The 14,377-nt window shown below is 38.9% G+C and carries 12 protein-coding genes; all 12 read left to right on the forward strand.

Annotation, left to right across the window (positions count from 1 at the left end):
* Window positions 1-40 precede the first annotated feature (40 nt).
* The 12 genes from EV203_RS07835 (at window position 41) to pyk (ending at window position 14,263) form a co-directional block, all read left to right on the forward strand.
* On the forward strand, window positions 41-1,033 hold the full coding sequence (locus EV203_RS07835) for an acyl-CoA dehydratase activase-related protein (RefSeq protein ID WP_132039914.1): 993 nt from the start codon (window positions 41-43) through the stop codon (window positions 1,031-1,033).
* Window positions 1,030-2,097, forward strand: coding sequence for a 2-hydroxyacyl-CoA dehydratase (locus EV203_RS07840; protein ID WP_022587066.1), 1,068 nt, complete (start codon window positions 1,030-1,032; stop codon window positions 2,095-2,097). Before EV203_RS07835 ends, EV203_RS07840 begins: the two co-directional genes overlap by 4 nt.
* 71 nt (window positions 2,098-2,168) lie before the next feature.
* Entirely contained in the window at window positions 2,169-2,972 is an 804-nt protein-coding gene (locus tag EV203_RS07845) for a helix-turn-helix domain-containing protein (RefSeq protein ID WP_132039916.1), read from the forward strand.
* A 13-nt stretch (window positions 2,973-2,985) separates the two neighbouring features.
* Entirely contained in the window at window positions 2,986-4,710 is a 1,725-nt protein-coding gene (locus tag EV203_RS07850) for a glycoside hydrolase family 13 protein (protein ID WP_132039918.1), read from the forward strand.
* Between the two features lie 90 nt (window positions 4,711-4,800).
* A complete protein-coding gene (locus tag EV203_RS07855) occupies window positions 4,801-5,001 on the forward strand; it encodes a hypothetical protein (RefSeq protein WP_011026010.1) in 201 nt (66 codons plus the stop codon).
* Window positions 5,002-5,152: 151 nt separating this feature from the next.
* Window positions 5,153-6,109: a DNA-binding protein WhiA gene (gene whiA, locus EV203_RS07860; protein ID WP_132039920.1), complete on the forward strand. Its 957-nt coding sequence runs from the start codon at window positions 5,153-5,155 to the stop codon at window positions 6,107-6,109.
* Window positions 6,109-6,375, forward strand: a complete 267-nt coding sequence (locus EV203_RS07865) for an HPr family phosphocarrier protein (protein WP_011026008.1) — start codon at window positions 6,109-6,111, stop codon at window positions 6,373-6,375. The genes whiA and EV203_RS07865 overlap by 1 nt, the downstream gene beginning before the upstream one ends.
* Before the next feature lie 51 nt (window positions 6,376-6,426).
* Window positions 6,427-7,734, forward strand: coding sequence for a DRTGG domain-containing protein (locus tag EV203_RS07870; RefSeq protein ID WP_011026007.1), 1,308 nt, complete (start codon window positions 6,427-6,429; stop codon window positions 7,732-7,734).
* Between the two features lie 9 nt (window positions 7,735-7,743).
* Complete coding sequence (locus tag EV203_RS07875; protein ID WP_132039922.1) at window positions 7,744-11,181, forward strand: DNA polymerase III subunit alpha; 3,438 nt, start codon at window positions 7,744-7,746, stop codon at window positions 11,179-11,181.
* Between the two features lie 68 nt (window positions 11,182-11,249).
* Window positions 11,250-11,447, forward strand: a complete 198-nt coding sequence (locus EV203_RS07880; RefSeq protein WP_011026005.1) for a hypothetical protein — start codon at window positions 11,250-11,252, stop codon at window positions 11,445-11,447.
* A gap of 77 nt (window positions 11,448-11,524) precedes the next feature.
* Complete coding sequence (gene pfkA, locus EV203_RS07885; protein WP_132039924.1) at window positions 11,525-12,490, forward strand: 6-phosphofructokinase; 966 nt, start codon at window positions 11,525-11,527, stop codon at window positions 12,488-12,490.
* Window positions 12,491-12,511: 21 nt separating this feature from the next.
* Window positions 12,512-14,263 (forward strand): pyruvate kinase, encoded by a 1,752-nt coding sequence (pyk, locus tag EV203_RS07890; RefSeq protein ID WP_132039926.1) that lies wholly within the window; start codon window positions 12,512-12,514, stop codon window positions 14,261-14,263.
* Window positions 14,264-14,377: the final 114 nt, after the last annotated feature.

Consider the following 14,377-nt stretch of genomic DNA (forward strand, 5'->3'; position numbering starts at 1 on the left):
GGAAAAATAGATAGTGTATTTGCAATGGAGGAGGTTAAAAATGGGAAAAATAGTAGGCATACCAAAAGGGCTTTTGTATTACGATTTTTATCCCATGTGGAAGACATTTTTTGAAGTGCTGGGGGCCAAAGTAATTACTTCACAGAATACGAATAAAAAAATTGTGGACGATGGCGTAAAGAACAGCGTTGAAGATGCTTGTTTGCCTGTTAAAACTTATGTAGGCCATGTGATGGATTTAAAAGAAAGAGGAGTGGATTATATTTTTATACCTAGAATTGTAAGTGTAGAGAAAAAGAAATACTTGTGCTCTAAATTTTTGGGGCTACCTGACTTTATAAAAAGTTTAATAAAGGATTTGCCGCCTGTTATAGACATTGAGATTAACTACTACAAAGATGAAGAATTTACAAAAAGAGAATTTATAAGAGCTGGGAAAATGCTTGGAAGGACAAAGGGGGATGCTTTAAAAGCCTATCTAAAAGGGATGGAGGAGCAGAGGCGGTTTAAAAATTTGCTGAAAGAAGGGTTTACAAATTTAGAAGCTTTGAAAATGTGGGAGGAAGGGAAAGTAAAAGTAAGAGAAGAAAGAAGAAGGTTCGATTTGAAAATAGCGCTGCTTTCCCATCCTTATAACATCATGGATGAATACATAAGCATGGGGTTAATTGAAAAATTAAGAAATATGGGAGCGGAAGTGATTACTGTAGAGATGCTTAACAAAGCTTCAATATTAGAGGGAGTGGCATTTCTTCCAAAAGATATATTTTGGACGTACGAAAGAGATATTCTAGGGGCAGGGATGTACTTTTTAAAGAAGAAAGGAGTTGACGGAGTTATTATGGTGTCAGCTTTCGGATGTGGTCCCAATTCTATGACGGAGGAGCTTCTTGAGAGATTTTATAAAAGGGAAAAGAATTTGCCTTTTATGCTGCTTACTATAGATGAGCATACAGGAGAAGCAGGAGTTATGACAAGAATTGAGGCTTTTGTAGACCTTTTAAGGTTTAATAAAAAGGCGGTGGTGGTGTGAAAATTACATATCCTCACATGGGTTCTTTGAATATGATTTTAAAGACTATGTTTGAAGGGATAGGAATAGAGGTCATAGACCCTCCTCCCTCCAGCAACAAAACGTTAACTTTAGGGGTGAGAAATTCTCACGAATTTGTCTGCCTTCCTTTTAAAATCAATGTCGGCAATTTCATAGAGGCTTTGGAAAAGGGGGCTGACACGATTGTAATGCTTGGGGGGATAGGACCCTGCAGGTTTGGGTATTACGGCCAGGTTCAGAGGGAGATTTTAAAAGATTTGGGATATAATTTTGAAATGATTATCCTCGATCCACCCCATGGGAGGGTGAAAGATTTTTTAAAGGAATTGGCTTCCCATTTTCCCAATGTGGATTGGAAGGTGGCTTTGAAGTCTTTTATGCTGGCAGTGAAGAAGATGATTGCAGCGGACAAGTTAGAAAAATTTTTATTGATACAAAGAGCTCATGAGGATGCGCCTGGCATTACTACTAAGATATATGAGGAGTACATAAAAAAGTTAGAAAAGGCTCAAAATGCCAGAGAAATAAATCAAATCCTTTCTGAGGGGATGAATAAGATAAAGCAAAATGCCAATGTAAAAAGGAAAATACAGCTTAGGGTGGCTTTAGTAGGGGAAATATACATGCTGTTGGAGCCTTCTACTAATATGAACATAGGGAAAACTCTAAATGAACTTGGAGTGGAGGTGACAAAAACAGAGTACCTATCTGATTACCTTATAAACAGCGCTTTTAAACTGCCTCAGAGGCTGGAGTTTAAGAAAAATGCCAGAGGTTACCTTGAGAGAGATATAGGAGGTCATGGACTTAATACTGTTGCAAATACTGTGAAATATGCTAAACTAAAATATGACGGAGTGATTCACATCCTTCCTTTTACCTGCACCCCTGAGATAATAGCACAAGGGATAATTGCCAAAGTAAGTCGGGATTACGACATTCCAGTAATGTCATTAGTGTATGATGAAAATACCGGGCAAGCAGGTTATCAGACCAGAATAGAGGCTTTCGTAGACCTTTTATACAAAAGAAGAGGTTTATGAAAATTAATGGAGGAAAATTGTATTTTGTGTGGAATATATATAGTGGATGGTTTGGCAAGGGGTGATAGGTAATGAACGAATTAGGAGAATTTTTAAAGAGCGAAAGGCTTAAAAAAGGCATGACTCTGGAAGAAATTCAGGAAATAACTAAAATTCGGACAAGATATTTAAAGGCTATTGAAGACGGGGATTTCAGCGTAATGCCTGCTATGGTCTATGCCAAGGGATTTGTAAAAAGCTATGCAGAAGCTTTGGGGCTTGATGGCAATGAAATTGTGAAAAAGTACGAATACCTCTTCAAAGAAAAGGAAGAGGAAAATTTGTCCAAGGCTAAGAGCTATAAAAAAACCACTTTGGATTTGTCTTGGCTTTTTTCAGCTTTGAAAAAGGCTTTAGTATCTATTTTGATAATAGGCATTATTGGATATGGATTTTATTATTTTTTCGCCCAGATAAAGAAAGGGCTTGCGCCACTCCCTCCTAAACAGGAAGTTTCACAAACTGTGCCTGAAAAAAATGAAACTCCTTCTACACCTTCTACTCAAGAGAATGTGACTTCCACTGTTTCTCCAAAGACTGTGATAGAAAAGGTTTCAGAAACCTCCAAAAAAATAGAATACAAAATATCTCCTGCTTCTCAATCTTACAAGGTTGAAATCAACATGGTAGGCGAAAAGTGCTGGTTTAGTATAAAAGTAGATGGGAATGTGGTGTACGAGGGTTTGATGACAGCTGGCATGATGAAAACTTTTGAAGTTAAAAATGACATAACTATATTGATGGGATATCCACCAGCTGTTAAAATAAGTGTAGATGGTGAAGAACTGCCAGCTGTAAGTAGTCCCTCTCCAGTTACTATAAACATACACACGTAGAAAGGGGAAAGATATGATAAAAGAGGCTATATTCCACAAAAGCGATATACCTTATGCATATCCTGTAAATAAAGACCAATTAAAAATAGTCTTGAGAACGGCAGTTTTCGATGTGGATAGGGTATACATTCTTTTTAAAGACAGGTATGACTGGCTGGGCAAATTTAAAATAAAGCCTATGACCTTAGTTCACACTAACGAGCTTTTTGACTATTATGAGACTACTCTTGAATTAAATAAGAGGTTTTTGTACTTTTTTTATTTAGTTTCAGAAACGGGAGAAAAACTTTATTACACAGAAGCTGGTTTTTTCAAAAAGAGGCCAGAGGATAGCTTCTGGGGTTTTTTCCACTATCCCTATATAAGGGAAAAGGATATATTTTCTCCTCCGGATTGGGCAAACAAGTGCATAGTGTATCAGATATTTCCAGACAGATTCAACAATGGAGACAGAACTAATGACCCCGAAAACGTAAAGCCATGGGGGGAAAAGCCGACTGCAGATTCTTTTTTTGGAGGGGATTTACAGGGAATAATCGACAAAATAGATTATTTAAAAGAGTTAGGGATAAATGCCATTTATTTAACTCCAATATTTTTGTCTCCTTCTACTCACAAATACGACACCACGGATTATTACACGATAGACCCTCATTTTGGTGACACGGAAAAAGCTAAAGAATTGGTGAGGAAGTGTCATGACAATGGCATAAAAGTTATATTCGATGCAGTGTTCAACCACTGTGGATACGACTTTTTTGCATTTCAGGATGTGGTTAAAAATGGGCCGAAGTCAAAGTACTGGGATTGGTTCAATGTGTACGAATGGCCCATTAAAACGCATCCCAAACCTACTTACGAGACTTTTGGCGAGAATGTGTGGAGAATGCCTAAGCTTATGACTAAAAACCCGGAAGTGCAAAAGTACCTACTAGAAGTGGCTGAATACTGGATTAAAGAAGTAGACATTGACGGCTGGCGATTGGACGTTGCCAACGAAATAGACCATCACTTCTGGAGAAAGTTTAGAGAGGTTGTAAAAAATGCCAAAAAAGATGCCATAATAGTAGGAGAAGTGTGGCATGATGCTTCTCCGTGGTTAAGAGGGGACCAGTTTGACTCTGTCATGAATTATCCTTTTAGAAATGCAGTTGTAGACTTTTTTGCGAAGAGGAAAATAAGTGCTGTAAAATTCAACACACTGATAACTGAGCAGCTTATGAGACACATGGATAGCGTTAATAGAGTCATGTTTAACCTCATAGGTAGTCACGACACTGAAAGGTTTTTGACTCTCGCAAATGGCATGGTGGCGCGGATGAAATTAGCTTTGGTTTTCCAGTTTACATTTGTGGGAGTGCCGTACATCTACTATGGAGACGAGGCTGGAATGGTGGGAGGATTTGACCCTGACTGCAGAAGGTGCATGATATGGGAGGAGGAAAAGCAGAACAAGGGACTTTTTGAGTTTTACAAAAAACTTATCCGCATAAGAAAGGAGCATGAAGAACTTAAGTATGGCAATTTCACCACTTTGTACGCTGTTGGAAGGGTGTTTGCTTTTAGAAGGGAATATAAAGGAAATTCAATTGTGGTGATTATAAACAACAGCAGCAAAGAGGAAGTGATATTTTTAGAAGAGGCGGGAGGAAAAGAGGATATATTAAAAATGGGAGAATTAAAAAGGAGTGGCAATTTGCTGTATCTTAAGCCTAACACTGCCTATATTTTGAAGTAGCAAATTAAAGGTTATGTGAATAATATGTACAGTAGAAAATAGAGGGGAATCTTAATTCCCTTCTATTTTTTAGAAAACAGGGGTGATGTTATGAAAAATACCTCCCGCTATGGAAGAGATTACTATTATTACAAAGATTATGAAAGACTTTACGCAAATTACGATGCAAGTAAGCTAGAAATTATTAAGAAATTGATAGAAGCTGGAGAGTATGAGAAGTTGAAGGCTTACAGGGGTTTTGATACGAGATACCGTGAAAAAGGAGAGAATAATGAAAATATTCTTTTTTAAAGGCTTCCTCCTTTTTAAGGAGGGTAGAGTGTTGACAAAATTACCACTTGAAAGATAAGGACTTTGTCAACAAACCATCCTCCTTTTTAAGGAGGGGTTTTTTTTTCAAAAATATGTAGTATAATAATGATAAGCCGGTGAGGTGGTCTCTATGTCTTTTTCTTCAGATACAAAAAACGAATTATCAAGAATTTATCCTGAGGATAGGGAAAGCAAAATTGCAGAGTTGGCTGTTATAATTAGAATGATAGGAAGTGTATCATTTTATGGAAATAATAAACTATCTCTTACTTTGAGCACAGAAAATGCTTCAGTGGCTCGCTTAACTTTTAAACTTTTGAAAGACCTTTTTAAAGTAGCACCTGAGGTAATGGTAAGGAGAGGGAAATATTTAAAAAAGGCATTGACATATATTTTGTTTGTGAGTGACACCAAAGCTGTGAGAGATATTTTAGAAGAGACTAAGATATTGAATAGAGAAAGAGGACATGTAAAATTGAACTATGGAATAGATAGAAAAATTATAAGGACTGTGAAGATGAAAAAAGCTTATTTAAGAGGAGCTTTTTTGGGAGGTGGTTCAATTAGTGACCCTGAAAAAGCCTATCATTTGGAATTTGTGACTCACAACCTTGAACACGGGCAGGATTTGAGCAATTTGATTAATTCTTTTAATTTGAATTCCAAGGTTATTGCAAGAAAAAATAGTTATGTAGTATACTTAAAAGAAGGAGAACAGATTGTAGACCTTTTGAACATAATGGGGGCTCACAATGCTCTTCTCAATCTGGAAAACGTGAGGATTTACAAGGAAATGAGGAATAATGTGAACAGAATAGTCAATTGCGAGACTGCGAATTTGACAAAGACTATTAATGCTTCTCTAAGGCAGATAGAAAGTATAAATTACATTAAAAAAACTGTTGGACTTGATTATTTGCCCCCGAGTTTGAGAGAGGTAGCAGAGCTGAGGGTTAAATACCCTGACCTCAGCTTAAAAGAATTAGGCAAAATGTTGGTTCCTCCTGTGGGCAAGTCAGGGGTGAACCACAGGCTTAGGAAAATTGAAGAAATTTCAAACAAATTAAAAGAGAGGAGAGTTCAGTAATGAAAGAAGTTACTATTGAAATCAAAAATAAGACAGGGCTTCATGCAAGACCTGCGGCTTTATTTGTCCAAACAGCCAGTAAATTTTCTTCCCAGATTTGGGTAGAAAAAGATAATAAAAAGGTAAATGCTAAAAGCATTATGGGAATAATGTCTCTAGGGGTCTCCCAGGGCAATGTAGTGAAGTTGAGTGCTGAGGGAGACGATGAGGAGGAGGCTATAAAAGCTTTAGTTGACCTCATCGAATCAAAGTTCGGTGAAGAGTAAACAAAAAAGGTTTCTTTTCAGAAACCTTTTTTGTGTAAAAGGATGATGGGAATGACAAAAAATGAAATGGTCTTGGAGTACATAAAGAAGCTGCCAGAAGGTACTAAAATTTCAGTGAGAGGGCTGGCACAAACCTTAAAGATAAGCGAAGGGACTGCTTACAAAGCTATAAAAGATGCAGAAAAATTGATGCTAGTGAGTACAATTCCTCGTGTTGGAACTATAAGGAGGAAACAAAAAGAACCCCTGTTTGACAAGCTTACATATGAAGTTATAACCAATGTGGTAGAAGGGGTAGTATTGGGCGGTCATGGCGGAATGCAAATGGAACTTAAAAAGTTTTTGATTGGCGCCATGACTATTGACGAAATGGTAAAATACATAACGCCGGGAGACCTAGTAATAATAGGTAATAGGGAAGATGCGCAGGAGGCGGCATTGAAAGCTGGAGCGGCTGTGATGATAACAGGGGGATTTGATACTTTACCCCACATAAAAGAACTAGCCGACAGGCTTTCATTGCCGCTCATCTCTACTTCTTACGATACTTTTACTGTAGCTACTCTTATAAACAAGGCTATAAATGAAAGCATGACGAGAAAAAAGATTTTGTACGTGAGTGACGTGATGACTTACAATCCTGTGTATATGACCCCTCAGCAGACAGTAAGGGACTGGAAGAGACTGTATGCTGAGACAAAACACACTCGGTTCCCGGTGGTAGACTCTAAGGGAATGCTTGTAGGGATGGTGACTTCAAGAGATGTGGCTACTGCTTCTGACGATGATAGGATAGGCGATATAATGACTCCAAACCCTGTTTTTGTGACAGATACTACTACACTGTCTTATGCTGCCCATTTGATGATATGGTGGAATGTGGAGATACTTCCTGTGACAAGGGGCAAAGAACTTATAGGCCTTATAAGCAGAGAAGATGTGATTAAAGCTTTACATTACATGTCAAAACAGCCGCAGATAAGTGAGGCTATTCAGGATACCATCTTTAGGGACTTTGAGATGGAAAAAATAGAGAATGGAGTGAAGTTTAAAGGAAAAGTCCCTTCTACAATGATTAATCAGTTTGGAACTGTAAGCAGCAGTGCTTTGATGATGTTGATGTGTGAAACGGGTATTTTTGCTATTACACAGAACAAAAGGTATGATGCAGTGCTGGATAATTTTTCTGTGTATTTTATAAAGCCGATGAGGACAGAAGACGTTATTGAAGTTTTTGCTAGGGTTATAGAGATGAGCAATAATTTTAGCAAAGTGGAAATCGGTATAATACATGAAAAGGAAGAGATTGCAAAGGCATTGATGTCTGTAAGGCTTTCTAAGAGAATTAAAATGGTCTAGGTGAGAGCTATGTTTGTACATCTTCACGTGCATACGGAATATAGCTTGTTGGATGGGTCCTGCAGGATAAAGGATTTGATTGCAAAAACTAAAGAGTTGGGAATGAAAGCAATAGCTATTACGGACCACGGGGCAATGTATGGAGTAATAGATTTTTATAAGGAAGCTGTAGCCCAAGGGATAAAGCCTATCATAGGATGTGAGATATACGTAGCACCGAGGAGAATGCAGGATAGAGAATATGGAATTGACGATGAAAATTATCATTTGGTGTTACTGGCAAAGGATATGACAGGGTATAAAAATTTGATGAAAATAGTGACTGCTGCATCTTTAGAAGGATTTTACTATAAGCCCCGTGTGGACAAAGAATTTCTGAAAAATCACAGTGAAGGATTAATTGCTTTAAGCGCCTGCCTTGCCGGTGAGGTCCCTTCCTTGATCTTACGGGGAGATTATGAAAAGGCGAAAGAGGTAGCCCTCTTTTACGATTCCATTTTTGGAAGGGGCAATTTTTATTTAGAACTTCAAGACCATGGCATTTTAGAGCAGAAGAAAGTGAATAGAGAGCTTGTCAGAATGTCTAAAGAAACGGGAATACCGCTAGTTGCTACAAATGATGTCCACTATTTGGAAAAGAAAGATGCAAGAGCTCATGAGGTGTTATTGTGCATTCAAACAGGAAAAACAATTGAAGATGAGGACAGGATGCTTTTCCCTACAGATGAGTTTTACCTTAAATCTCCTGAAGAAATGGAAGAGCTTTTTGCATGCTGTAAAGAGGCTATTGAAAATACCGAAAAAATTGCCGAGATGTGCAATATTGAGTTTGAGTTTAATAAGACTAAGCTGCCTAAATACGACTTGCCAGAAGGAGTGGACTCATACGAGTATTTGAGAAATTTATGCTATGAAGGCCTTTATAAGAGGTATAAAAGCCCAAGCCAGGAAGTCATAGATAGGTTAGAGTACGAGCTTTCAGTGATAAAGCAGATGGGATATGTGGATTATTTTTTAATAGTGTGGGACTTTATAAAGTTTGCAAAAGACAATGGAATCATGACAGGGCCAGGAAGAGGTTCTGCTGCCGGAAGTTTGGTCGCATATACTCTAGGGATCACTAATGTAGATCCTATAAAGTACAATCTTCTGTTTGAGAGGTTTTTAAACCCTGAAAGGGTCAGCATGCCTGACATCGATTCGGATTTTTGCTATGAGAGAAGGCAAGAGGTTATAGACTACGTCGTCCGAAAGTATGGCAAAGACAATGTGGCTCAGATTATAACCTTTGGTACTATGGCAGCCAGAGCTGTGATAAGGGATGTAGGTAGAGCTCTTAACTACCCTTATGCAGAAGTGGACGAAATAGCCAAGATGATACCTTTTGAATTAGGCATGACTATTGACAGAGCTTTGGAGCTAAATCCTGAGCTTAAGGAGAGGTACGAAAAGGACGAAAGAGTAAAACAGCTAATAGATATATCAAAAGCCTTAGAAGGACTCCCCAGGCATGCTTCTACCCATGCTGCAGGGGTGGTCATATCAAAGGAGCCTCTTGTGAACTATGTGCCGCTGCAGAAAAATGATGATTCTGTAGTCACCCAGTTTCCAATGACCACCTTGGAAAAGCTTGGACTTTTAAAAATGGATTTTCTGGGGCTGAGGACTCTCACTGTCATAAGAGATACAATTGAAATGGTAAAGAAAAACAAAGGGATTATCATAGATTTGGATTCTTTAAACTACGATGATCCAAAAGTGTATGAACTTATTTCAAAAGGAGAGACAGAAGGAGTTTTCCAGCTTGAATCTCCTGGAATGAGGCAGTTTATGACAGAGCTTAAGCCTAAAAACCTAGAAGATATAATCGCAGGAATTTCCCTTTACAGGCCGGGTCCTATGGACCAGATACCGAAGTACCTTGCCAACAGAAATAATCCTGAAAAAATAGAGTACGAACACCCCATTTTAAAGCCTATATTAGAGGTGACGTACGGCTCTTTGGTGTATCAGGAACAGGTCATGCAGATTGTAAGGGATGTGGCGGGTTACTCTCTTGGTAGGGCAGACCTAGTAAGGCGTGCAATGGCGAAAAAGAAAATGGATGTGATGGAACAAGAAAGGAAGAACTTTATCTACGGAATAGTGGATGAGGAAGGAAATGTAGTGGTACCTGGCGCTTTGAGGAACGGCCTTGATGAGGAGACAGCAAATAGGCTTTTTGACCAGATGTTAGAGTTTGCCAACTATGCTTTTAACAAATCTCACGCTGCAGCTTACGCAGTCATAGCTTACCAGACAGCCTATTTGAAGAGATATTTTCCAGTGGAGTTTATGGCGGCTCTTTTGAATAGCTTTGTAGATAATTTGGACAAGATAGCTTTTTACGTGCAGGTATGTAAGAAAATGGGGATAAAAGTGCTGCCGCCTGACATCAATGAAAGCGACTCCTATTTCACTGTGGTAGGAGACAAGATAAGGTTTGGGCTGAGTGCTGTGAAGAATGTAGGAATTAATGTGACAGAAGAGATTGTAAGGGAAAGAGAGGCGAGGGGAAAATTTAAGTCTGTAATAGACTTTTTTGAGAGGATGCAGGACAGCCAGCTCAACAAAAAGGCGATAGAAAGCCTCATTAAGGCGGGAGCTTTTGCATCTTTGGGAGTAAAAAGGTCCCAGCTCCTTCAGTCTTACGATAAGCTTATAGAAAGCGTGAAAAAAGCAAAAAGCAGTGCGATCGAAGGACAGATTTCTCTCTTTGAAGTGTCAGAAGAACATAAGGAAATTGATTTTAGATTTCCTGATGTAGAAGAGTACCCCAAAAACAGGATTCTCTCAATGGAAAAAGAGACATTGGGGCTTTATATAAGCGGGCATCCATTAGAAGAATACCTTGAAGATATACCGAAGATTACAAATGTCACTACATTGGATTTTAAGATAAATCCAGAGGATGAAATGTTCACATCCAAATTGGAAGACAATCAAGAGGTTACTATAGCAGGAGTGATAGTGGCTAAAAAGGTGAAGTTTACGCGAAATAGCAATATAATGGCTTTTGTCACTCTTGAGGATATGTACGGCACTGTAGAAGTGATAGTGTTCCCTGCTGTGTATGAGAGATATTCTTCTCTGATAAAGGAAGACAATGCTGTTTTGATAAAAGGTAAAGTGAGCGTAAAAGAAGAGGAGGAGCCAAAGATTTTATGCGATGACATAAAGCTTTTGTCGCAGGTCGTTGTAAAGAAGTTGTATATAAACATGGAAGATTCTTCAAAGATAGAAGAGGTAAAAGAGGTGCTTAAGAAATGCCCGGGCAATATGCCTGTAGTGTTGAAGGTAAACAGCAAACTTCTTGCTGCAAAGAGAGATTTATGGGTTAATGGCAGCAAAGAACTCATAAAGAAGTTAGAGGACATAGTAGGGAAGGAAAATGTGAAAGTGGTCTGATTTTTCAAGTTGATAAGTGAAAGAAAATAGATTAAAATATTATCTAGAAACTCTAAGGAGGAAGCTCTATGTGGACGGTAGTATACATGGCACAAGATATGGAGACGGCAGAAAAAGTTAAAGAAGTGTTAACTAAAGAAGGTTTTTTGGTGAAATTGCGTCCACTGAATAAAAAGTTAGATAAAAAAGGTTCATACTGTGAGGTTTTGGTTCCCAAAGCAGAAGCTCAGGATGCTCAAAGCATCATTATTGAATACGGCTTATAATTTTTTTTGCCCGCAAGGGCTTCCTTGACAAAATAGGGACATATGATGTCCAAGTGGGATAAAAAAGGAGGGACATTATGAAGACGATTGGAATACTTACAAGCGGTGGAGATGCTCCTGGCATGAATGTAGCTATAAGGGCTGTGGTGAGGACAGGAATTTACTACGGCCTTAAGGTAAAGGGTATTATGAGAGGATTTGCAGGTCTTGTAGAAGATGAAGTGATAGATTTGGGGCTTTCTTCAGTAGGAGATATTATACAAAAAGGTGGGACAATCTTAAGGACTGCTCGTTGCGAGGAGTTCAAGCAAAAAGAGGTGAGAAAAAAGGCATACGAGACTTTGCAGAAACATGGAATTGAAGGATTGGTTGTAATCGGAGGAGATGGTTCCTTCAGAGGTGCTCAGCTTCTTAGCGAAGAGTGGAATGTCAATACGATTTGTATACCTGGCACTATTGACAATGACATCCCTTGTACAGATTATACTATTGGATTTGATACAGCCTGCAACACTGTGATTGATGCTATAAATAAAATAAGAGATACAGCAACTTCCCATGAGAGAGCGAATATAATAGAGGTCATGGGTAGAAATTCAGGGTACATCGCCCTTTACGCTGGTGTGGCTGGTGGAGCGGAGATGATAATTTTGCCTGAAGTGGAATGGAGTATAGATGAATTATGTGATAAAATAACTTATGGAATAAAGAGAGGAAAACTTCACCACATAATCGTATTGGCAGAGGGAGTAATGAGCGCCCCAGAACTGGCAAAAATGATAAAAGAAAGGCTTCCCAAGTTAGACTTAAGGTACACCATATTAGGACATATTCAAAGAGGGGGAGCTCCCACTGTGATGGACAGAGTTTTGGCAAGTCAGATGGGAGCAAGGGCAGTGGAGCTTCTTTTGGAGAACAAGACGAAGAGAGTAATAAGCATAAGAAACAATCAAATTGTTGACGATGATATAGATGAAGCGCTTTCAATGAAGAAAGAGTTTAACAGAAAGCTTTACGAACTCAGCAAAATCCTCTCTATATAAAATTTTTTAAGGAGTGAAGTTATGAGGAGAACAAAAATAGTCTGTACAATTGGACCTGCTAGTGAGGACTACAATATACTGAGAAAGTTAATAGAAAAAGGAATGAATGTAGCAAGGCTTAATTTTTCCCATGGAGATTTTGAAGAGCACGGAGCGAGGATTGACAACATAAAAAAGATAAGGGAAGAATTAGGTCTTCCTGTAGCTATTTTGCTGGACACAAAAGGACCCGAGATTAGAACGGGAAAGTTTAAAAACGGCGGAGTAGAGTTAAAGGAAGGCCAGACTTTTACATTAACTACAAGGGATGTAATAGGAGATGAAACGGTAGTCAGTGTTTCCTACAAAGGTTTGCCTCAAGATGTTTCAAGAGGTACCCAAATTTTGATTGATGACGGATTGATCTCACTAAGGGTTGTGGATGTCAAAGGGGAAGACATAATCTGTGTAGTTGAGAATTCTGGATTTCTTGGAGACCACAAAGGAGTAAATGTTCCTGGAGTGAAATTGAATCTCCCGGCTTTGACACAAAAAGACATAGAAGATATAGAGTTTGGCATAAAGAAAGGTATTGACATGATAGCTGCTTCTTTTGTCAGGAAAGCAGCAGATGTGCTTGCTATAAGGAGGCTTCTTGAGGACAATAAAGCAGACCACATTCAGATAATTGCTAAAATAGAAAACCGCGAAGGAGTAGAAAATATAGACGAAATAATAAGGGTATCTGACGGGATAATGGTGGCCAGAGGAGATTTGGGCGTTGAGATACCTCTGGAGGAAATACCGATAGTGCAGAAGATAATAATAAAGAAGTGCAATGAAGCTGGAAAGCCAGTTATTACTGCAACCCAAATGCTGGATTCCATGATGAGAAATCCGCGTCCTACTCGTGCTGAAGTTACGGATGTTGCTAATGCTATTTTGGATGGAACGGATGCCATAATGCTGTCAGGTGAGACGGCCCAGGGCAAATATCCTGTCGAAGCTTTTGAGACAATGGCCAGGATTGCGGAAAAGACAGAGGTTTACGTCCAGTACAGAGATATAGTAGGTGTAGGTACAGAGAGAAATGTTTCCATTACTAATGCGATAAGCCATGCTACCTGCACGACTGCGAGAGATATAGGCGCTTCAGCTATCATAACCTGTACAAAATCAGGTTATACGGCTAGGATGGTTTCAAGGTATAGGCCTTCCTCTCCTATCATAGCTACTACTCCTAGCGAGCAGGTGGCAAGAAAGCTTTCCATCGTGTGGGGAGTATATCCTTTAGTGACAAAAGAAGTGTCAACCACAGACGAAATGATAGATGTTGCAATAGAAAGTGCGTTAAAAGCTGGGCTTATAAGGAATGGAGATATTGTGGTGATTTCTGCGGGAATACCTGTTGCCATGACTGGCACCACAAACATGCTCAAAGTTCACATAGTTGGAGATGTGATTTTAAGAGGTATTGGTATAGGTTCAAAATCTACTACTGGCACTGTGTGCATAATTCATGACATTGGCAAGGACAGAGACAAGTTTAGAGAAGGAGATATAATTGTTACAACCAAGACAGAGAGAGATTTTATGCCTCTTATTGAAAAAGCTTCTGCCATAATAACAGAAGAAGGCGGGCTCACCTCCCACGCTGCTATTGTTGGGCTTAACTTGGGGATCCCTGTGATTGTAGGGTGTGAAGGAGCTACTTCAAAACTTCAGGATGGGATGACAGTCACTGTTGACACCACGAGAGGACTGGTGTATAAAGGAATTGTAAACATAAAATGATTGGCTCTTTCTACTTTTTAAGACAAACGGTAAAATGTCAAGGGGGTAATTAAAAAATTTTTGAGGCATTTAAAGGGCAAAAAGACAAAAAAATACCCTTCTTCCAACATGCCA

The sequence above is a fragment of the Caldanaerobacter subterraneus genome (assembly GCF_004345675.1).
Classification (GTDB): domain Bacteria; phylum Bacillota; class Thermoanaerobacteria; order Thermoanaerobacterales; family Thermoanaerobacteraceae; genus Thermoanaerobacter; species Thermoanaerobacter subterraneus.